Origin of the sequence: Motilimonas thetidivivens (genome assembly GCF_046452435.1) — a bacterium.
Classification (GTDB): Bacteria; Pseudomonadota; Gammaproteobacteria; order Enterobacterales; family CBDFNC01; genus Motilimonas.
On record NZ_JBKFDK010000001.1, the window covers coordinates 1 to 21243 of the forward strand.

General features: G+C 43.8%; 20 protein-coding genes. 12 read left to right on the top strand and 8 right to left on the bottom strand.

Annotation, left to right across the window (positions count from 1 at the left end; genetic code table 11):
- Positions 1-21 precede the first annotated feature (21 nt).
- Positions 22-276 (top strand): tyrosine-type recombinase/integrase, encoded by a 255-nt coding sequence (locus tag ACK8OT_RS00005; protein ID WP_486348271.1) that lies wholly within the window; start codon positions 22-24, stop codon positions 274-276.
- A 71-nt stretch (positions 277-347) separates the two neighbouring features.
- Here the strand turns inward: ACK8OT_RS00005 and ACK8OT_RS00010 are convergent, their stop codons facing one another.
- The 3 genes from ACK8OT_RS00010 to ACK8OT_RS00020 form a co-directional block, all read right to left on the bottom strand.
- Positions 348-1028, bottom strand: a complete 681-nt coding sequence (locus ACK8OT_RS00010) for an RloB family protein (protein ID WP_410194456.1) — start codon at positions 1026-1028, stop codon at positions 348-350.
- A complete protein-coding gene (locus ACK8OT_RS00015) occupies positions 1029-2288 on the bottom strand; it encodes an AAA family ATPase (RefSeq protein WP_410194457.1) in 1260 nt (419 codons plus the stop codon). It abuts the gene before it with no gap.
- Positions 2289-2844: 556 nt separating this feature from the next.
- On the bottom strand, positions 2845-4143 hold the full coding sequence (locus ACK8OT_RS00020; RefSeq protein ID WP_410194458.1) for a transcriptional regulator: 1299 nt from the start codon (positions 4141-4143) through the stop codon (positions 2845-2847).
- Here ACK8OT_RS00020 and ACK8OT_RS00025 point away from each other — a divergent pair.
- From ACK8OT_RS00025 to ACK8OT_RS00035, 3 genes are read left to right on the top strand one after another with little or no spacing between them, the layout of a single operon-like run.
- On the top strand, positions 4121-4360 hold the full coding sequence (locus ACK8OT_RS00025) for a helix-turn-helix transcriptional regulator (RefSeq protein WP_410194459.1): 240 nt from the start codon (positions 4121-4123) through the stop codon (positions 4358-4360). The two genes, ACK8OT_RS00020 and ACK8OT_RS00025, sit on opposite strands and share 23 nt — an antisense overlap.
- Positions 4361-4362: 2 nt before the next feature.
- Positions 4363-5211 (top strand): helicase RepA family protein, encoded by an 849-nt coding sequence (locus ACK8OT_RS00030; RefSeq protein ID WP_410194460.1) that lies wholly within the window; start codon positions 4363-4365, stop codon positions 5209-5211.
- Positions 5201-5953, top strand: a complete 753-nt coding sequence (locus ACK8OT_RS00035) for an ABC transporter ATPase (RefSeq protein WP_410194461.1) — start codon at positions 5201-5203, stop codon at positions 5951-5953. Before ACK8OT_RS00030 ends, ACK8OT_RS00035 begins: the two co-directional genes overlap by 11 nt.
- A 242-nt stretch (positions 5954-6195) precedes the next feature.
- Here ACK8OT_RS00035 and ACK8OT_RS00040 read toward each other — a convergent pair whose 3' ends face one another.
- Positions 6196-6555, bottom strand: a complete 360-nt coding sequence (locus tag ACK8OT_RS00040; RefSeq protein ID WP_410194462.1) for a TraK family protein — start codon at positions 6553-6555, stop codon at positions 6196-6198.
- Between the two features lie 679 nt (positions 6556-7234).
- On the opposite strand from ACK8OT_RS00040, the gene ACK8OT_RS00045 reads away from it, so the two are divergent.
- Both ACK8OT_RS00045 and ACK8OT_RS00050 read left to right on the top strand, forming a co-directional pair.
- Entirely contained in the window at positions 7235-8362 is a 1128-nt protein-coding gene (locus ACK8OT_RS00045; protein WP_410194463.1) for a DUF3800 domain-containing protein, read from the top strand.
- Positions 8363-8478: 116 nt separating this feature from the next.
- Positions 8479-9291: a GIY-YIG nuclease family protein gene (locus tag ACK8OT_RS00050; RefSeq protein ID WP_410194464.1), complete on the top strand. Its 813-nt coding sequence runs from the start codon at positions 8479-8481 to the stop codon at positions 9289-9291.
- Positions 9292-9477: 186 nt separating this feature from the next.
- On the opposite strand, the gene ACK8OT_RS00055 is transcribed toward ACK8OT_RS00050, so the two are convergent.
- The gene (locus ACK8OT_RS00055; RefSeq protein ID WP_410194465.1) at positions 9478-9888 is read right to left on the bottom strand and encodes a type II toxin-antitoxin system YafO family toxin; all 411 of its coding nucleotides are present in this window, start codon (positions 9886-9888) and stop codon (positions 9478-9480) included.
- Positions 9885-10178, bottom strand: coding sequence for a type II toxin-antitoxin system Phd/YefM family antitoxin (locus tag ACK8OT_RS00060; protein ID WP_410194466.1), 294 nt, complete (start codon positions 10176-10178; stop codon positions 9885-9887). The genes ACK8OT_RS00055 and ACK8OT_RS00060 overlap by 4 nt, the downstream gene beginning before the upstream one ends.
- Before the next feature lie 667 nt (positions 10179-10845).
- Between ACK8OT_RS00060 and ACK8OT_RS00065 the strand changes: the two genes are divergently transcribed.
- The 4 genes from ACK8OT_RS00065 (at position 10846) to ACK8OT_RS00080 (ending at position 12685) form a co-directional block, all read left to right on the top strand.
- Complete coding sequence (locus ACK8OT_RS00065) at positions 10846-11208, top strand: hypothetical protein (RefSeq protein ID WP_410194467.1); 363 nt, start codon at positions 10846-10848, stop codon at positions 11206-11208.
- Between the two features lie 52 nt (positions 11209-11260).
- Positions 11261-11611, top strand: a complete 351-nt coding sequence (locus ACK8OT_RS00070; protein ID WP_410194468.1) for a hypothetical protein — start codon at positions 11261-11263, stop codon at positions 11609-11611.
- Between the two features lie 105 nt (positions 11612-11716).
- On the top strand, positions 11717-12208 hold the full coding sequence (locus tag ACK8OT_RS00075; protein ID WP_410194469.1) for a hypothetical protein: 492 nt from the start codon (positions 11717-11719) through the stop codon (positions 12206-12208).
- Between the two features lie 48 nt (positions 12209-12256).
- Positions 12257-12685 carry a hypothetical protein gene (locus tag ACK8OT_RS00080; protein ID WP_410194470.1) on the top strand — a complete coding sequence of 143 codons (429 nt, stop codon included), beginning with the start codon at positions 12257-12259 and terminating at the stop codon, positions 12683-12685.
- 137 nt (positions 12686-12822) lie between these two features.
- Here the strand turns inward: ACK8OT_RS00080 and ACK8OT_RS00085 are convergent, their stop codons facing one another.
- Positions 12823-14751 carry a methyl-accepting chemotaxis protein gene (locus ACK8OT_RS00085; RefSeq protein WP_410194471.1) on the bottom strand — a complete coding sequence of 643 codons (1929 nt, stop codon included), beginning with the start codon at positions 14749-14751 and terminating at the stop codon, positions 12823-12825.
- Between the two features lie 158 nt (positions 14752-14909).
- Between ACK8OT_RS00085 and tadA the strand changes: the two genes are divergently transcribed.
- Positions 14910-15428 (top strand): tRNA adenosine(34) deaminase TadA, encoded by a 519-nt coding sequence (gene tadA / locus ACK8OT_RS00090; RefSeq protein ID WP_410194472.1) that lies wholly within the window; start codon positions 14910-14912, stop codon positions 15426-15428.
- A 19-nt stretch (positions 15429-15447) separates the two neighbouring features.
- Here tadA and mltF read toward each other — a convergent pair whose 3' ends face one another.
- Positions 15448-17070, bottom strand: a complete 1623-nt coding sequence (gene mltF, locus ACK8OT_RS00095; protein WP_410194473.1) for a membrane-bound lytic murein transglycosylase MltF — start codon at positions 17068-17070, stop codon at positions 15448-15450.
- Positions 17071-17256: 186 nt separating this feature from the next.
- On the opposite strand from mltF, the gene purL reads away from it, so the two are divergent.
- On the top strand, positions 17257-21144 hold the full coding sequence (gene purL, locus ACK8OT_RS00100) for a phosphoribosylformylglycinamidine synthase (RefSeq protein WP_410194474.1): 3888 nt from the start codon (positions 17257-17259) through the stop codon (positions 21142-21144).
- Positions 21145-21243: the final 99 nt, after the last annotated feature.

Sequence of the window (21243 nt, forward strand, 5' to 3'; positions counted from 1 at the left end):
ATCTAACCAACCCTCAACAAAGTGCTTACGCTGACCTACAAAGCGGCGCAAAAAGATGGTCAAGACCTCGCTAAATTTGGCCCCCATGATCTGCGCCGCACCGCCAGTACCTTATTGCACGAGGCGGGTTACAACACTGACTGGATTGAAAAATGCCTAGCCCATGAACAAAAGGGCGTCAGGGCAGTGTATAACAAGGCCGAATACCGCGAGCAACGCAGCGCAATGCTGCAAGACTGGGCTGATATGATTGATGAGTGGAACGCATATAAATAGGCCCTATTGGCTTGAAATGCATGATGCTAGGGCAGTGGGGAACATAATTCCTTAGGCCCTATATTTAATTGCTAAATATTGTTGTTTAATTTGCTAATAAATTCCATCAGTTCATTCATTCTTGTTGATGGAGACTCTGAACTGGTTTTTTTACAATAGCTACCTAGCTTGTTAGCGTTATTTAAAGCCACTGGCAAATGCTCTATGGTTTGTTCAAATGCATCTGAACTACTTTTCTTGTAAGAGTCCATGATTTTTATTAAATCTGCTACAACTTGATTTGCTGCGGATTTACTTTGATTATCGCTATAGAGTTTTGTTGTGTATGTAAAGTGAAGAATCAACCAAATTTCAAAACAAGGTACACTTGTTATGGCTTTAAATACAATCTCACCTAGTGAACGATTTATGGCATTTATTTTATCTATTGCATTGTAGTATTTTGCATGATTATCTTTATCGAAAACGCAAAATACTTGCTCAAAATCGGGCTTATGAGAGGACTTTTCATTGTTATATCGTTTTTCTGCTTCTAGAACTATGCTCATTGGATCTTGTCCCAATCCTACGATGCAAAAGTTAGCACTAGAAAGCCTAAAGTGTTTAACTGCTTTTGTTAGGTAGTAATAGCCGGAAACAGTATCTTCGCAGACAATAAGAAACTTAGGGTAAGGTTCTTTTTTATTATGTTCTCTTTTTTTTAATTTATTCGCTCTGGCTTTTATTTTATGGAAAAGATCATCACTACCCACTTAACATTCCTCCCAAAAAATGAAAGGTAAAGCACCGTAAGAACCAGTGAGGTACCTCTCTTCTAAATTCTCATAACCTTTTCTAACTTTAAACTCGCTAAGTGAATACAACTCACTCTTGTTATTTGTCTTTTGTACAAACCAGATTTGATCTCTTCTGAAAACAGATTGGTTCAGAATAGAGGTTTCATGCGTGGTAAAAATCAATTGAGCATTGTTTGGGTTAGACTTCTGACAATGAAAAAGTTGAACCATATGCTTAACTAATAGTGGATGCAAGTTGGAATTTAATTCATCTACAAAAAGCGTTTTTCCACACTTTAAAGCGTCTAGCCAAGGTCCAGCGAAAGAAAAAAAGCGGTTTGTTCCATCTGACTCTTCATCCATTTCAAAAGTAACTGGATTTCCATCCTCATCATTTCGAACAAATTTAGTTTCGTAAAGAACTTCACCACTAAGCTTTTCAGCAATCTGTTCTTTTAATTCAGAGGGCATTTCGTCAGGCAATTTGTCAATATGAAACTCTTCTGTTTTTACCTGAATATCATCAACTACAATATCAACATTTCTTAGTAGTTGAATAATCTTTTCTTTTTCATTCTTTCTTTCACATTGCTCCGATGTATAACTAACATCCCAGCCCTCAATGCCTGCAATTGCAATTTTACTGATAAACCAATCAAAAACCACCTTCAGTTGTGAGCTATTTAGCTGTACTGAAGTGGATAAAAATAACGAGTTATCTTTTGTTGAGTTTACCCATGTTTGCTTTTCACCTGTGAAATTGCGACCAAATTCCCATTCGTAATTACTACCGTTCCAAGCTCGCAAAAACCATTTCTGAGGTTTTTTTTTGGGGTATGCGAAAAGGTACTCTGTTAAAATGCGTGATTGGTCATAAGAAAATCCGTAAACGAACCTGATATTATTTGCAATAAATTCAACTTCTAATTCTGTTGGACTGTTTTTATTTTTTTGAGATAGCTTATATGGGCGATAAGGAAGCTTTTTATCGATTTGCCATTGAGCTGATTTAGCAACAATATTTCTCATTGTTGCTAATGCTGAGATAAGGTTGCTTTTGCCACTAGCATTCGCCCCATAGATAGCTGAAGTATGCAGCAATTTTTGGCTGTCGCTTTCATTAGCCCATTCAAACGTGTTTGTGTCAGATTTTTCAGTGTATGAACCTGGCTCCATGTCTAAGACTTGTTTTGAGCAGATAGACATATAGTTCTCTACTGCTAGCCGAATGATCATTTACGCTACTCCATTATTATTGATGAAACGGAACAATAATTGCACCTGCATGTAAAAAAGTCCATTAAATCGACAAATAATGTTAAAAGTGAGGGGGTAGCGGCATTGTTTAGTCTTTTTTCTATAAAGTAGATATGCGCTTTCTGCTGTGTCACCGCTCGTTTACGCAGCACTAGCATTTTTTTTGTCGGCTGTTAGGCGTTGGTCAACCATATTGCGGGCTAGGTTGGCTAGTTCACTAACAAAACTGTCATGAGCGACTCAAAAATTTTAGCGGCTAAAATTTTTAGCCACCCCTAATCATCTAACCTAAACGTTTTACTTACCGCCGCCAAGGATCGCGAAACGCCTTGGTGAGTGTAGTTCTTGCCAAAAATCACCGTTAGCTTCTCGGCTATTTCTCGTTGTGTTAGACGTCGTTTCCGCAGCACTAGCATTCATTTTTTGTCGACTTTTAGGCGTTGGCCAAGCATATTGCGGGCTAGGTTGGCTAGTTCACTAACAAAGCTGTCATGAGCGCCTCAAAAATTTTAGCGGCTAAAATTTTTAGCTCTCCCTAGTCGTCCAACCGAAACGCTTTACTTACCGCAGCCAAGGATCGCGAAACGCCTTGGTGAGTGAAGTTCTTACCGTAAATTGCCGTTAGTTCTTCTGCTATCTTTCGCTGAGTTAGCCCTCGTTTACGCAGCACTAGCATTCTTTTCTTGTCGTCTGTTAGGCGTTGGTCAACCATGTATCGGGCTAGGTTGCGTAGTTCGCTGATGTTATCTGGCCTTAGTGCATTTGCGGTATCTGTCATCTCATTTGAGAGCTTATCGAACAAGTCGAGTTTTTCATCATCCCAAATATGCGGATTTGGAAAGTTGGCATTAACTAAATCCCACAACGCATCAACTTGTTCTGGCTTAAGTGCTTTATCTTTTAGGTAGTGATAAAAATACTCATCGATTAGAGCATCGCCTGAATTTGCATGGTATTGGTTTGGTTGGGCTATTTGCCAACGTAGCCTCGATACTTCTATCTCAAATTGCTCAGCGGTGCGTTTGGCTTTTTTGTACTGCGAATTCCATTTGCCGTCATGGTTCATTGGCCTGTGGTTAGGGCAGTAGGTGTGGCTAAGATCGGGACGTTTTTTTGTATTTTGCGGTATGTCTGGATGATCATTCTTTATTTCATCTTCTAGGTAGTGTTGTTGCGCCCATGCTGTTATGAAGGTGGTAAATTCAGTTTGATTACCACAAAATGCACATAACCCTTCTGGTCTTTCTGTGTTGATGGCAACGCCTGAGGTTAGCTTTGATCTCTGCGGTCTTTTTCCATCGCAACGGGTGCAGAAGTGTTTAAGGGCTTCGTGTGTTGCAATAAATTGCTTGTCTTGTTTGGTATATTCGCACTGGTTTATGAATCTGCCCAAGTGAGCTGTAATCAAGTCCACGGTTTTGCGAAACCCAACTGCTTTTACAATATCGCTGAGGTTTATGTTAGGCAGTGATACCGGCGTTTGGGCCATGTAATGCGCTGGAAGTTTAGCCATAAACGTTGCTATAGCAGGATCGATGATTTCTTTTACTAACCGCACCAAGTTTTTTGTGTTCGATGCTTCTGAATATTTGTGCCATGACTCCCTAAATGCGGCTATCGCAGCTGCTACAGATGGGTCGCAGCCTTTCCATATCGATATGTAAAACGGCCCTAAGCGTTCGCGTATTTTTTCTTCGGTTTCAATTTTTGCTTCAACTCTTTTCACATTCATAAAAATCGTCCAAAGGATATGCCGTATTGACTGGCAATAACTGAGATTATCTAGCAAATGCAACTGATGAGGATGTGTGATGAAACCAATAATTTCAAGCAAAACATTGATTAACAGAAGGACGTTGCTTGCTATGATCCCTTTGTCTGATCGAACCATCTACAACCTGGAGCTGCGCGGTGAGTTTCCTCGTCGTATTGTGTTGACCTGCCGTAATGTGGCTTGGGATTTAGCTGAAGTAGAGCAGTGGATTGAAAAGCGAAAATCAGCCTCAATCCAAGCGATCCGCCCAGGCAATATGATTTCTGGGAAGTGGTAATTATGGCCCTTGATTTGTTGCAGGCGTTTCAGCAACGGCCGCCTGAGATTGATTATGTATTGCCAAATATGGTGGCGGGTACAGTTGGGGCAATTGTGTCGCCAGGTGGCGCGGGTAAGTCTATGTTTGCATTGCAACTGGCTGCGCAAATTGCCGGAGGGCCAGATCTGCTTGGTTTGGGGGAGCTAACCAAGGGGCCTACGGTTTTTCTGCCCGCTGAAGACCCGCCCGTTGCCATTTATCATCGCTTGCATGCGCTTGGTGCCATGCTGACTGGCGATCAACATCGTAGGATTGCCGCAGGGTTATTGATTGAGCCTTTGATTGGTCGGTGCCCAGATATTATGTCGATGGCTTGGTTTGATGGCATTAAGCAAGTTGCTGAGGGTAAGCGCTTGATGTTCTTAGATACATTACGGCGTTTTCACATTGAAGACGAAAATGCCAGCGGCCCGATGGCGCAAGTGATTGGCCGGATGGAAACCATAGCAGCTGAGACGGGCTGCTCGATTGTTTTTTTGCATCACTCGAATAAAGGGGCCGTGTCGATGGGAGCTGGCGATCAGCAGCAAGCGAGTCGGGGTAGCAGTGTGTTGGTTGATAACATTCGTTGGCAAGCTTACTTATCGAGTATGACCTTAGCTGAATCTGAGCAATGGGGCGTCTGTGAGGCTCGTAGAGGCTTTTTCGTGCGCTTTGGTATAAGCAAGGCTAACTATGGCGCTCCGTTCCCTGAGCGTTGGCTGAGGCGTCATGAGGGCGGGGTGTTAAAACCTGCCGTACTAGAGCGAAAGATACAAAAACCACCCGTTAAGCTAAAAGCGGCGGCTTGGGGCGACGATGACTGGTAATAAGGTGGCACCAACCAGTACGGCATTACAAGCGCGCTTAAGACTTTATCAACCTACGCAGCGGCCCTGTGAACGCCAAGGTCATTGGATGGAAACCAGCTTTGGTCGCTGTAAAGTAACGGGCAGGCTTGGCCAGCGCCATGCCGATGTGATTGAGGGAATGCTTTACGTTGCTGAAAAAAAGCGTGATGTATCCGATGGCGGGGTTGAGCTTTTGGTTGATCCAGCTAAGTTGCGCCGAGTGCTTTCTGATAACCAATACAGCATGGCACAGCTTGAGAAGCTGTTAACCGAACTAAGGGCTGCAACCATTAGCATCGAAGTCACCCAGTTTGATTTTCCGATCATCGGGGGCTTGATTGATCATGTTATTCCATCGCCTATGACGCGCTATGACCCTTTAAAGCAGGGTGAGCGTAATCTGTGGCGGGTGAGGCTAGGAAAAGCTCTTGTAATGCTGCTGGAGCACGATTTTTCGTTACATTACCCGCCCACCGCAATTGCTCGTCTGAATTACGGCATCAGTCAGGCGGTGGCTCGCCATGTGTTAAGCCATAAGAATGCGCCATTGGGAGGCTGGTATTTAGATACGCTGATTGGTGCCGTCTGTGGTGAGGGATTAAGTAGCCAAACTTTGCGAGATAGACGAAGACGGCTAAAAAAAGATGCGAGTGGATTGCAGATACTTGGTATCGAAATAACCCCTGATAATAAAGTAAAGCGTGGCACACCCGCCCGATAGCGTGGCACACCCGCCCGATGGCGTGGCACACCCGCCCGGTAGCGTGGCACACCCGCCCGATATTTTGCCCTTTTAGCAGGATATTCAGGATCTATCAGGATCTTCAGGCGGCGTTACCGCCTGCTTTATACTTTGAGGTATAAAGCTTTTGGTTTTGTATTGGCCTGCGGCTAATGGTTTAACGCCATGATTTAGGATACGCGTTACATTGGCTCTATTCGCATCATCATTGGCCCGAGAGTTCAAAACAGATCATCGCTGTTTGGGTTTGGATTGAAGCTAAAGTTTTTTGGTTTTGCGGTGGCTAAAGCCTTGTTATCACTTGAAGCATCTGACTTGTTCTGGCGTGTTGCTTTAGTGGCTTTATCTTGGTGTTTTATATGAACGTTCACATATTTGCAGAAGGTTTGATAGGTGCATTGGATGAGATCCGTTGCCGTTAAATGGCTATGTATGTCTTTGCAGGAAAAGCCATTGTCGAGTGCATTGGCAATATCGTCCTTGAGGGTTAAGAAAATCCTTTTGTGATCACCTTTTTGATGACCGGTATCTTTACGTTTTTGTTCAAGCCATTCATTTAACCGCTCAGTAAACTTCGACATACTTTTCACCTTACTTTTGTTTATCGATACGAGACTTTTGCTGATTTCAGCAATGCTTTAACGTAGTTATGTCATTGCCGTGTCATAACTTAGGTTACTTTTGCAGTATTTTTGTTTATTTCTTTAAAATCAACATGGTGAGATATCTACTTACGCTTTAATTACGCGAAAATTACGCTTTTTGTTCCGAGGAATTACGGTTTATTCTACGCCGATTTCTGGGCAGGATAGGTGAAGTAGGCCCACAAATAAATTTGTTGTACCTCTTCACATTTTTGCTTATTCGCACCAAGGTGCTCAACGAAATCCTGCTCTGCGAGGCTAAATATCGCTACCGCGATCCCCAACCACTATGCCACTACAACCAATGCTAAATGGCACATGAAGGGGCTAAGTACAGCCGAATAGGGGAGGGGGGAGATAGATTTTCTTTATGGCGTTAAAACGCTTTTGGCTTTTAAACATGCTTTGGTTTGGTTGTAGCAAAGAGTGATGATGTTTGAGCGCAAGCTACTTTATCCAAGTCATTCTAGCGCTAAATAACTGTTTACCTTAGATAAAAATGATGTGATTATCGAGGGGGATGTTTTATATGACGTTTTGGATTGTTTTATTCAACCATTCGGGGATGTAAGAAGCTGTTATATTCACAACCTAGCTTCGTCCCATAAGGGTAGTTATGAGTATAGGGAAAGAAGGTGCTTTCATATATGCTGATGAGTCAGGGCACTCAGGCAAAGAGATCTTTAATGAGAAGTCACCTATTTATTATCAAGGTGCGGTAATCTCCATAGGTGAAATAGAAACTAAAGTAGCACCAATAATTCAAAAGTATTGCACTGAGAATGGACTAGATAGATTGCATGGATATGAACTTGGAGAAGAGAGAGTAAATAGCCTTTGCTTAGAGCTACTAGAAGCCCTAGATGGCACACAGTGGAAGTTTCATTACACGATTCTTCAAAAAAGATATATTGCACCTACAAAATTTGTAGATACAGTATTTGATTGTTGGGACAACCCCGCAGTACATCCATTTTGGTATACGACCGAACTATTCAGACATACATTATGTGTATTAATAGACGACATGATGGAAGAAGGTCTAGATGTTGAGTTTTGGAATTATTACTTAATAGACGATCTAGATGGTCTTATCAAGATTTGCAAAGTCTTGCTGGAAAAGGCACCATATATTTACGATAAAAGAGCATGTGAAGTTGTCACAGCAGGGCTAAGTTACGCGATAGAAAACCCTGATATTTTCACACTTGTATCAGCCAAAGGTAAAAGTGCTTATAAAAAACAAACTCCAAATATAATTGCCTTTTCTAGCTTATTAACCGCAACACATAGATTTTGTAAAGAATATGGAGTTTCAGTTTCAGAGCTTGTTCATGATCAAAGTGACGAATTCAAAGGTACAATGCGAGAGTATCACCGTATGTTTTTCGGTGTTGATTTTGAAGAAGATAAATTTGGTGGCATCCCTCAATTTAAACAGGTCGAATACGACTTAGGTGAATTCAAATTAGAGTCTTCAAAAAAGTCATATGGCTTACAGGTAGCAGATCTTTTCTTATGGTTAATTCAACGAGACATTACAGATAAAAACCTTGCAGAAACTAAAGCTAAGATATTGAATAACTCTGATGATTTTGTTATTTCAAGAGCAATGTCATTAGCAATTATTGAAGCTCGTTACTTTCAATTAATGCAGGAAGAGCTAACTCCTGAGATGATCGAGGCAGGTAAAAAACTAAACAAAAAAATTGAAGTTAATCAAAAATCTGCAATGGAAAAGTGAATATAACAAACAAATCAATGGGAAACAAAAAACTTGGCTTTCCTCCCTTTGGTCGTCAATTCTAGCCAAGTTTTCTTAACCCGTTATTTAGGCGCTAGCCTTAAAAGGAGTCTCCGTTGATACAGCTATCGGATATCATCAAACTAGATAAGCCAGGCCAATATAAGCTTCATTTAGCATGCCGCAACGAAGATTGGGTTAGTCCACTTGATGAATATGTGTCAGATCAGACTAACTGGCTTGGCTGGAATGAGTGGAGAGGAAATAGAAACGACTGGACGCGAGAATTTATTTTTTCGTTAATGGAGTTTTACCCAAGACCGGACTCATGGCTGTTTGGTGGTGTATTTAGGGTTCTGGAACGGCATGAAGATAAATATGTTCTGGAAGAAATCGAGGAATATAAGAAATTTGTTGGTCGTGTAATTCTTTCGTTTCACAGATATCAAGGAATGAGAGGAAGAGCATATTATCTAGAGAATTACATTAATGAATTCAAGGTTGTCGAGATTCTTCCTTCCCCATACAGCGGTGAAAGTTTCCCCGGTTTCGAACAGATTTGCCATGACTTTAGTGTGCTAGAACCAATATTCCATTCTGAAAGGTCTGATTGGAAAGCTGCTTTATCGAGCGTAAAAGGTGTTTATGTAATAACAGACAAACATAATGGGAAGCAGTATGTTGGCTCCGCCTATGGTGATATGGGCGTTTGGTCAAGGTGGTCTTGCTATATTGGCACGGGGCACGGATGGAATGATGAATTAACGAAATTAATCAATGAAAAATCTATTGAATACGCTCGTGAAAACTTCAGGCTTTCATTAGTTGAAACCATGTCCATGTCAGTAGCAGATGAAACAGTTATATCGAGGGAGTCCCATTGGAAAAACGTGCTATTGAGCAGAGTACATGGCTACAATAAAAATTAGGTTAACAATTACATGTACTCGGGCAGCAAAAAGAGGCGCGGCTTCCGCTACGGGTAATCCTCCCACTTATAACTGCATCTTTTAGTAGAATTTAAGCTGCAATCTTCAGGGGTGGATGATCTCTATTCGCTGTGTGTGACCGTTCATGCGCCAAGCGTTAGCAGGCTGGTAAACATGAAAACTAATTTAGAATTGTTGCCTAAATTTTTCGGCTATTAAACCCAAGTTATGCATGATTGTTCGATTACGGGCTTGCTCATGAGCGTCAGGCGCAAGGATGGCGATTAACAGAAAACAGTTAACATCATTCCATCCTTGACAATACACTAAGTGCTTATCACTCGTTTGGTAAAATTGGATAGAACTTAAGAATGGCGCATCACTAGCAGCTAAGTGGATGTGTTTAACTTCTTCCGACTTCAAGATCGGTAATGTATTGGGGTGATCATAAGCTTCATCTCGACCAAAAAAATCTGGTTTTTGACCTGTCTCTTTATAGTGTCTAAAGTCTTTAGTTAAAGATTGAAGCTCATTTTCAGTAAGTGAATCAATTAAGATCTTATGTTTAAAAACACGAATATTTAATGACTTACTCACTCTTGAAACTCACCCAAAACACTCTCATCAAGCTCTGTTAATGCTTGAGCATTCAGATGAGCAATGGCTTCTAAGCGAGCGCTCATTGGCCTAAATGATGAAACAGAGTTAGTATTCTTGCTTTCTAAAGCTTTCATCAGGCCTTCAAAAAAAGCCGCGCTCATCATATAACCAGCTGGCTCATTGTTCGATAAAACCACGACAGGCTCCCCTGATAAGCAATCTTTAAAATGCTTTCTAGCTTCGCTTGATGACACGGCTTTTTCTGCATAGATTGTACTTGTTTTCATGATACACCTGAGTACTTAATTGTGTACTTAATATTGTATATTCCCATTGCATGTTTGTACAGAATCAAGTTATTTGAAGTGTTCGATGTTAACCGCGCCTATGGAGATTAAGCGCCGCATAACTGAAAATGTGTGATTAAGTTAAAATAATCACCAAATTTTCTAAGCATGGTACAAATCATGGTTTTGGATATCAGGCTTTATTTAACTCGCTGAATTTAAAGGGGTTAAGGTGCTGGTTGATAATAGAGTGGGAATAATCCTTCCGTTGAGAATCGTCTAGCAAGTACTGGCACAAACAAGCAATAAACTAAACTTAAGTCCGCGTAACTGCGGACTTTTTTTGTGGTAATTGATCTTGCAGTAAGAGCCGAGCTTGCTCGGCGAATAGCTCCGCCGATTCCCTGAGCTCAGGTCCCACAACAAATACGAATCAACCCAAGTGCAGGAACGAGCACCCTTGAGTGTTGTTTACCCTATAATCACACAAAATTAAGAGCCCTTGTCGCATCACATTATTAGTCGTCGTTGTGTCAGGTTTTTGTATCGGATCGTGAGCTTGTACGGTAATCAACTGTTTACCTAAGATAAAAATGATGTGAATATCGAGGGTATGTTTATCCCCAATTATGGGCTCTAATAAGCTGTTTTATGCTCAAGGTAGAGTATGAGTCGTAGATATTTAACACTTCAAGAAGCTGAGTCCTCGCTAAATAGGGGGAAAACCGTAGAGGTATTTCTTGGCTCTTTTGCCCATGATTCTGCGAAATGTATTCGCTGGGTATCCTTTTCTAAAAGTGCTTCTGGCATTACTGGCTCGTTATGGGAAGCTTTCGATCAAGGCACCATAGATTATCTAGATGTTTATACATTTGATCCTCTATCTGGAGAATACGATGAGCCAACAAAGTTAGTGACAGCTGAAAATCTAAAGTCAGCTGCATTAGCATTAAAAGTAGATAATTTTAATTTTGTTAATCAAGGTATGGTACAAGATGAATATGCGGACTACCTGTCATCGAGCATTTAATTCCGCGCTACAAAATCACCACAAATGCGAGTGTTAAGTTTCTTGGAGTGTTATGAGTGAAGTCGTAGAAATAGTGGACTTAGGCTTTTCAGTTGCGGACGGTGAAGACATCAAATTTGGATTTGATGGCTCAGATCTAGTTCTGGAATTCATTGATTGGAGAGAACAACACATTTCTATCAAATGCGAGAATACATTAGGCTTCAAGTTTCAAAACGCAAAGTATCAACTATCTGATAGTGAAAGATTTGATTCTTGCCATATTGTTTATGATTCTGAGTGGGTAAAAGAGCATTTTACGCAAGGTGAGGCATGGAATGATGAAAGTTGGCATCATTACAAATTTAATTTTAATGCCGCTGGGGTAGTCGAGGTTTTATGCTCAAGGCTAACCAAAATGTAACCAATGGTTGCAACGGAATCGAGCAGTCTATTTTTGGCCAAAAACGACCAAAAATTGTCAGTTTTACTCACAGATGAGCCAGGGAAGACGCACGTTAGAGAGAGCATGAATAATTTCGCAAAATGGAAAGAGGAATTACTATTTGTTGGAAATATTGTCCAAGATTCAGATGATTCCGTAAGTTGCGGTGAATCAGAGTTGCGCTTCAATCGATATATTGAAATGCTTGATTCACTATCTGGCAATGAAGGTAGTGAATATGCACTGGCAATTTTTCAGTCCATACAGGCTGTTGATGATTATGGAGCATACCAAACAGCAGGTAAAGTAGCGTGGAAGTTTGGAGAAGAAGCCTTTTGTGCATCTCTATTACATGAGCTACCTCGACTCATACAAGATCTTCCCGATTGGGCTGGTGACTTCTTGGTTGCAATTGCCAATGGTCAAGATACTGAATATCAATCAACAATTAACTTATTCAATAAGTTATTTGCTTCCATACCAAAAGATGATCAAGCTATGATTTATGCATATATCGCAAGTGAGGAAAAATCTGGTTGGCTTAGCAACCGAGTAGGAGTATTGGGAAATGCCTAGCATGGATCTGTTGCTGAGTGCGGTGTTACAAGTCTTAACTATTGAGCCATGATCGAAATTGAATTTGAAGAACCAAAACTAGACGCATGCGAGTGTTGTGGGAATGCCACTACACGCTTAACCCGCTTCGTATACCAAGATGGTGATGCTTTCGCTGTTTATTATGTTCTATTCACTGATGGCCATGAGGATAAAGTTGCTTACTCCTTAATTGGTTTGGGTGAGTGGGGCGAGAATGGTTTACCTGAGATGCGTACAGCGTTTGCTGTCAACATCTGGGATAATGATGACAATTGGGCTGTAACTGTCATTGATAAAGATGAATCGCCTTGGAGTCATGTAGAGTTCCTTGGCAAAATAGTTAACCGCGAAGAGGCTCTTCAGCACCCTTGGATTAAAGATGTTTATCACATTACGGATCATATTGTTACTAAAGATAGACCTGTAATTGAGTTTTTTACATGCACTAACTTGTAACAAGCGACTGCGTCGGGCAAACCTCCTCTGTCACTTTTAGTGAACGGATCCATAAATTGAACAGGCAGACACGTTTATCCGTGAAAATTATTGCACCTCAATCGCAGTATGACTGCTGCGTCTAGCCAAATTCATATTTACTCCACCTTGAACTGCGACATGGTTTGTTTTAGCGCGCTGGATAGAGTGGCTAACTGAACACTCATTTGTTGCGCTTGGCTGACGGTGTCAACGGAGTCGAGACAAGCGCTTTGCATGCGTTGGGTGCTTTGCTGTACATCTTGGGTGACGCGCGTTTGTTGCTGTGAAAGGGTGACGATATGCTCGATCATCGCATATAAGCTGGCGATGGAGGTGAAAATACCGGCTTGTAATTCATCGGCTTGATTAAGTTGCGTTATGCCTTCATGAGCACATTGCGCGGTGGATTTCATTTCCTCAACCAGAGTCTGAACTTGGTGTTGTAAGGCATTGATACTTTGCTGTATTTCAAGGGTTGAGCTTTGGGTGCGGCTGGCTAGGGTTCTTACTTCATCGGCGACGACGGCAAAGCCGCGACCACTTTCACCTGCTCGGGCCGCTTCAATAGCGGCGTTAAGTGCTAATAAGTTGGTTTGTTCGGCAATGCCTTGGATCACATCGATCACATTCCCTATCTGGTTACTTAATTGTTCAAATTGGCCGACATTTTGGTTGGAGGCATTAACTCGTTCGACCAATTGCTCAATCAAAGCTTTAACTTGTTGTGAGGTTGCGCTGTTTTGTTCGCTGTCTAGTTTTACTTGGTCGATGCTGTGCATCACGGCTTCTACTTGGCTGTTTTCCTGCGCGATGGTGTCGACGACTTGGGTCATGGCATGGGTGACGTTGTCGACTTCTTGACGCTGGTGGGTAAGGGCGGTTAATGCTTGCTCTGATTTTGCTTCCATGGCCTGGCTTTGGGCTGATGTTTGGTCGGCCGCGTGATTGGCTTCTGTGATTAAGTTGCGCGTTTTGAGCAAGAAGGCATTAATGCTATCGGCCATTTTGCCTATCTCATCTTTTGATTGCACCGGAATGCGTTGGGTGAGATCGCCCCCTGCACTGGCTAAGTTCACTAAGGATTGAGTCAGTTGGTTGATTTTTTTAAGTATTCGATTGCCAAGAATAACGCCGAGCGCAATCAACAGGACGAGCGAGGAAATGAGCAGGATTAACCATAAGTCGTTAACTAAGTCTTGGCTGTTGGTGAACACGGCTTGCTGAATGTTGTTAGCCGTTGTTTTGTTGCCTTGGGCGATTAAATCTAACGATTGTGTTAGCGCTTGCTTACTTTGTGCTGCTTGTTGGTCAATGGCTTGGCTGACTTGTTGACTGCTGTTTTGGGTAAGTTGGTCAAATTGGTTGGTTAATGCTTGTTTGATGCTAACCAGTTCAGAGGTGTCTACCGCCATCACGAGCTTACCTATCACTGAGCCCTTAGGGTTTATGTCCATGGTGACGATGTAAACTTGCTTGTCTAGGGTGGCGGCATCGATCAGCTTATCCATTTTTCGCTTGCCTTTACCTTGTTTTATCAAGCTTTGCACCTTAGCGGAGCTGCGATCAATATGCCGAGTTAAGTACTTGCCATCCGCATCATAAAAAACCGCAAACAATACCTTAGGATTTTGATGGGCGGCGATAATGAGTTCGGTTAACCGGGGTACGTCTTTGTCCCAAATTAACGGAGGCGCGACTGCCACGAGTAGTTGAGCTTGCGCTTTTGCACTTTGGATTTCATTGCTGGTAATGCGCTGCTCGGTTTCTTGTTGCGCTTGATCAAAGCCGTGGGAGAGGCTTTTGGCGACGGTTTGCTGGCTTAGTTGAGTACTTTGCGCCATGGCATCGCTAATCAGTTGCTGTGCTTTAGCTAGGGTGTCTCGTGTTGCTGTATCTCCATTGTTAAATTCGATGTTTAGATTTTCGACTAAGTTTTCAATACTGCCTTTAGTTGCACTGACTGTGATAAGGGTTTGCAGTGCGACAACGACAAGTACGGCAAGCATCACTTGCAGCAACAAAGATTGTTGGATTTTTACCACCATGACACACCCAATTTTTTAACTGCACTTATTCGAGTTTAGCAATTCCTGCCTAGTCGTTATCAACTCTATGTTATTTTTGCATTTGCTTCTTCAGGGGGGGAAGGGCTCTTGTGTGACCAAAGTGCTTGCGCCATAATCGCCCCGCTTGAGGAGTGTTTATGACTGAAAACGATGAAAAATGGATGCGTTATGCGCTGGCATTAGCCGATAAAGCGCAAGCCATTGGCGAAGTGCCTGTGGGTGCAGTGCTGGTGCGGGGGGATGAGATTGTCGGTGAAGGGTGGAATCAATCCATCAGCCAGCACGATCCATGTGCCCATGCTGAAATTATTGCGCTGCGCCAAGCAGGCCAAAAACTAAACAACTACCGTTTATTGGATACGACTTTGTACGTTACGTTAGAGCCTTGCCCGATGTGCGCAGGCGCTATGGTACATGCTCGAGTGGGGCGTTTGGTTTATGGTGCGCCGGACGCAAAAACGGGGGCCGCTAGTAGCGTGTTTAATTTGGTCGCCAATCCCCAATTAAATCACAGTTTAGCGATGACGCCTGATGTATTAGCCGATGAGTGTAGCGAAAAAATCAGTGCGTTTTTTCGCCATCGCAGAGCCGAGAAAAAAGCCATCAAGCAAGCCTTAAAACAAGCGGCTGAAGCAGAGCAAAAGCCGCAAGATTAAGGTGCTGATAATCGAGGTGCTAAGGTGTCGGCAATGCTGTTTCAGCTTTATCAAGCTGGCTCTCTTGGTTTGAGTCACTGCTTTGTTCAACGCTAACAGCTGAAGATGGTGGTGTTTCGCTCGTTTTCGGACTCACTTCAACTGGCTCACTGCTCGGCTGCGTTGTGGCAGCGGGTGAAATGGGCTCAATTGATACGTCAGTTGGCGCCGAGGTATCCTCGATTGTGTCGGTAGCCACTGCTGCTGATTCTGCATTGCTCTCTTCTAGGGTGAGCATTTCCTGTTTGGCTTGCTCACGAACCAACCAAGTTAGACTTTCTTGATATTGGCGAATGTTGTTGACGTAATGACGCGCTTCACCGCCTCGTGCATAACCGTAACGTGTGCGTTGGTGCCATTGCTTACGTTGCAGTAGCGGCAGTACGTCTTTCACATCGGTCCAGCTGTCTTGATCTTTACCTATGGCTCGGGTTAATCGCCTCGCATCCATTAAGTGGCCAAACCCTAGGTTGTAAGCGGCCAAGGCAAACCAAATTTTCTCTTCTTGATGGACACTGTCAGGAATTAGCCCCAGTAAATAAGTTAAATATTGAGCGCCGCCACGAATGCTTTGCTCGGGATCTAAGCGGTTGTCTACGCCAATAAATTTGGCCGTATCATTGGTTAACATCATCATGCCGCGTACCCCAGTGGGGCTTCGAGCATCTGGCTGCCAATGGCTTTCTTGATAACTTATTGCCGCTAACATGATCCAATCAAATTGGTCGGTTTGGTATTTTTCAAACAGCGATTGGTATTTAGGCAGCACGGTTTCGGCGCGCTGTAAAAAACTACGGGTGTCGACAAAGTCGAATTTTTCAATGTGGCCAAAGTAACGTTCAACCATTTTGCTAATATGGCCTTTGTGGTGATGCTGGCCGATAAACTCAATTAACACCGAATAAAGGCTATCATCGATGCTTTTGTTGAGCATCCAAGCAACAGGAAGCTGATTCTCTAGGGTGAAGCCTTCAGTTAAAATAGGGTAATAACGCTGTGCTCTGGCTAAAACCTTGTCATCAACCATGGCATAAACGGCTTCCTCATTGGCCACCATGCGCAAAATCTCAACCGGGTCTTCGTCATCAATGGCAATCCATTCTAAGGTAGGGTATTGCACTTTTTTGTTTCGCAATAACTCTTCAGGGCCAGAATCTTTTAACACCAAGATAGGATCGTTTATCTCAGAAAAGTCTTTCGGTTTCGGGTTGCCTTGGCGATACACCAAGGTACGAGAGACATTGTATAAAGGTGGGGCACTACGATATTTTTCGGCGCGCTCTGGGGTTAGGGTTAAACCCGCCGCAATAAAGTCGATATTACCTTGGTCTAGCTCATTAAATAGCTCAGTTAATGAATAGGCGGGCGACATATCTAAGCGTACACCAAGGTAGCTAGCAAGCTCGCTGGCCAACTCATAATCCATCCCAGACAAGGTATCACCGTCATAAGCATAGCTTACAGGGGTGTTTAAGGTGCCAACACGCAGTACGCCACGTTGCTGAATTTGCTGTAGCTGGCTGTAATCACGAAGCGGCTCACAGGCGCTCAGCACTAGACCAAATACAACAAGCAATAAGGGATAGATAAAATGGTGCTTCAAACTTACATACTGCCTTAGGTTTAAAAATCTTTGTCTTTATACCAGCAATGCCAAGGTGAGTCATCAGAATCAAAATAAAGCTTTGAAGCTGGCCTAATCTTATTTGCCGTATAGCCTTGGCGGCACCTTTTCTCTATAATACGCGCGATTCAAACCCCACCCACAAATTAAGAGTGAGAGCTGTTGATGGAAATTTTGCGAGGTGCACCCGCACTGTCTGATTTCAGAGTGAACCAGTTGTTGAAAAACTGCCGTGATTCACAACTGCCTGTGACCGATATTTACGCTGAATTCATGCACTTTGCCGATGTGTCGGCATCATTAACTGAAGCTGAGTTGTCGGTTTTAGCAAAATTATTAACTTACGGACCGAGTATTCCTGAGCACGAGCCAAAGGGGCAATTGATTTTAATCACCCCACGTCCGGGTACGATTTCACCTTGGTCGTCAAAAGCAACCGACATCGCCAAAAACTGTGGCCTAACTAAGGTTAAACGTTTAGAGCGCGGTGTTGCTTACTATGTTGAAGGCGAAGTATCGGCGCAGCAGCTGAAGCAAGTGGCTGATTTACTGCACGACCGTATGATGGAAACCGTGTTCTCTGAGCTGGCTCAAGCAGACAAATTATTTGCCCATGCCGAGCCGGGCGAAATGTCCAGTGTTGACATATTATCGGGTGGCCGCCAAGCGCTAGAGCAAGCCAACGTTGAGCTAGGCTTAGCATTAGCCGAAGACGAAATTGACTACTTAGTGGATAACTTCACTAAGCTGCAACGTAATCCAAACGACATCGAGCTGATGATGTTTGCTCAAGCAAACTCCGAGCACTGTCGTCATAAGATCTTTAATGCAGACTGGACAATAGATGGCGTTGAACAGCCTAAATCTTTGTTCAAGATGATTAAAAACACCTTCGAAAATCACAGCGACAACGTACTTTCAGCATACAAAGACAACGCAGCTGTGATGGTGGGCTCTAAAGCGGGTCGTTTCTTCCCTGATATCGACAATCGCGAATATAACTACCATCAAGAAAACATTCACATTTTGATGAAGGTTGAAACTCACAACCACCCAACTGCTATTTCTCCTTGGCCGGGTGCGGCAACAGGCAGTGGCGGCGAAATCCGTGACGAAGGTGCAACGGGCGTGGGCTCTAAGCCAAAAGCGGGTCTGGTGGGCTTTAGCGTATCTAACCTACGCATTCCGGGTTTTGAGCAGCCTTGGGAAACCGACTTTGGTAAACCGGGTCGTATCGTTTCTGCATTAGATATTATGCTAGAAGGCCCATTAGGCGGCGCGGCGTTTAACAACGAATTCGGTCGTCCAAATATCTTAGGTTACTTCCGTACCTACGAAGAGCAAGTTAACAGCCACAACGGTCTAGAAGTGCGTGGTTACCACAAGCCAATTATGTTGGCGGGTGGTTTAGGTAACATTCGTGAAGAGCACGTTGAGAAAAAAGACATTCCAGTGGGCGCTAAGCTAGTCGTGTTGGGCGGCCCGGCGATGAATATCGGTCTGGGCGGCGGCGCGGCATCGTCAATGGACTCTGGCCAATCGGCTGAAGATTTAGATTTTGCTTCGGTACAACGTGAAAACCCAGAGATGGAGCGTCGTTGTCAAGAAGTGATCGACCGCTGTTGGCAAATGGGTGACAACAACCCAATTCAATTTATCCACGATGTGGGCGCGGGCGGTCTATCGAATGCAATGCCTGAGTTAGTCAATGACGGCGGCCGTGGCGGTAAGTTTAACTTACGTGCTATCCCTAATGATGAACCAAGCATGGCACCACACGCTATTTGGTGTAACGAGTCGCAAGAGCGTTATGTATTAGCGATCAAACCTGAAAACATGGCGGTGTTTGAAGCCATTTGTAAACGTGAGCGTGCTCCGTTTGCGGTATTAGGTGAAGCCACCGAAGAGCGTCACTTAACCTTAACGGATTCTCACTTTGACAATAAGCCAATCGATCTGCCGATGGATGTATTACTTGGCAAGCCGCCAAAAATGCACCGTGACGTCAGCTCGCTAAAAGCGCAAGGTGAAGCGATTGATGTTTCAGGTATTACCCTAAAAGATGCGGCGCATCGTTTACTGCGTTTACCTGCGATTGCAGAAAAAACCTTCCTTATTACTATTGGCGACCGCACCGTAACCGGTTTAGTGGCGCGCGACCAAATGGTTGGCCCATGGCAAATCCCAGTGGCGAACTGTGCGGTAACCGCAAGTAGCTATGACACCTACACGGGTGAAGCCATGTCGATTGGCGAGCGTACGCCAGTCGCACTACTTAACTTTGGTGCTTCTGCGCGTTTAGCGGTAGCAGAATCCATTACTAACATTGCGGCAACCAATATCGGTGAACTTAATCGTTTGAAATTATCTGCTAACTGGATGGCTGCTGCAGGTCACCCAGGTGAAGACGCAGGTCTTTACGAAGCGGTGAAAGCGGTAGGTGAAGAGCTTTGTCCTGAGCTGGATATTACTATCCCTGTGGGTAAAGACTCGATGTCGATGAAGACCAAATGGCAACAAGACGGTGAAGCCAAAGAAGTGACTTCGCCATTGTCATTGGTGATCACGGCGTTTGCCCGCGTTGAAGATATTCGCGATACCGTGACGCCGCAGCTGCGCACCGACCAAGGTGACAGTGAGCTGATCTTAATCGACCTAGGCGCAGGTAAAAACCGTCTTGGTGCTTCGTCACTGGCGCAAGTTTACAAGCAACTGGGTAATGACGTCCCTGACGTTGATAGCCCAGCACTATTAAAAGGCTTCTTCGATGCGATTCAAGCCCTAGTGGTTGATAAGAAATTACTGGCTTACCATGACCGCAGTGACGGTGGTTTATTCACCACGGTAGTGGAAATGGCATTTGCTGGCCATGTGGGTGTTGATGTTGCGCTAGATGCGCTAGGCAGCGATGACTTAGCCGTGCTTTACAGCGAAGAGCTAGGTGCGGTAATCCAAGTACGTAGCGCCGATAAAGAAGCGGTATTGAATACCCTAGCGGGCCACGGCCTAGCGGCGAACAGCCATGTGATTGGTACATTAAATAGTGACGACGTGGTGCGCTTTACCCGTAATGGCGAAGCGGTATTAGCCGAGTCTCGTAACGAGCTACGTACTATTTGGGCTGAAACCACGTACCAAATGCAAGCGATGCGTGATAACCCTGAGTGTGCTCAGCAAGAGTTTGATGCTAAAACCGATGCCGCCGATCCGGGTCTATCGGTTAAGTTAAGCTTTGATATCAACGAAGATATTGCTGCGCCTTATATTGCTAAAGGTGTTGCGCCGCAAATGGCAATTTTGCGTGAACAAGGCGTTAACTCTCACCTAGAAATGGCAGCGGCATTTGACCGTGCTGGTTTCTCGGCGATTGACGTGCACATGAGCGATATTTTATCGGGTGAAGTTAGCCTAGATAAATTTGCCGGCCTAGTGGCGTGTGGCGGTTTCTCATACGGTGACGTACTCGGTGCGGGTGAAGGTTGGGCTAAGTCTATTTTGTTCAACGAGCGTGCGCGTGACCAATTCCAAACCTTCTTTAGCCGCAACGATAGCTTTGCCCTAGGTGTGTGTAACGGCTGTCAAATGTTGTCAAACCTGAAAGAGCTTATTCCAGGCTCTGAACTATGGCCACGTTTTGTACGCAACAACTCAGAGCGTTTTGAAGCCCGCTTTAGCCTAGTAGAAGTACAAGAGTCGGCGTCTATCTTTATGCAAGGTATGGCTGGCTCACGTATGCCTATCGCGGTTTCTCATGGTGAAGGCCGTGTGGAAGTAGCGGGTGCTGACGCACTAGCGGCGATTGAGCAATCTGGTACGGTCGCACTGCGTTTTATTGACAACTATGGTCAAGCCACGCAGCAATATCCGGCTAACCCGAATGGATCGCCAAACGGTATTACTGGTTTAACTACGCAAGATGGCCGCGTCACTATCATGATGCCACACCCTGAGCGTGTGTTTAGAGCGGTGGCAAACTCTTGGCATCCAGATGATTGGAGCGAGGATAGCCCATGGATGCGTATGTTTAGAAACGCACGGGTTAATCTAGGTTAATCTCAAATTGAAAGCCGAAGTCAGCGACTTCGGCTTTTTTATTATCCATAATTTGAACTCGATCTCAGTTTTTTCAATCTAGATATTTATTTGAGACCT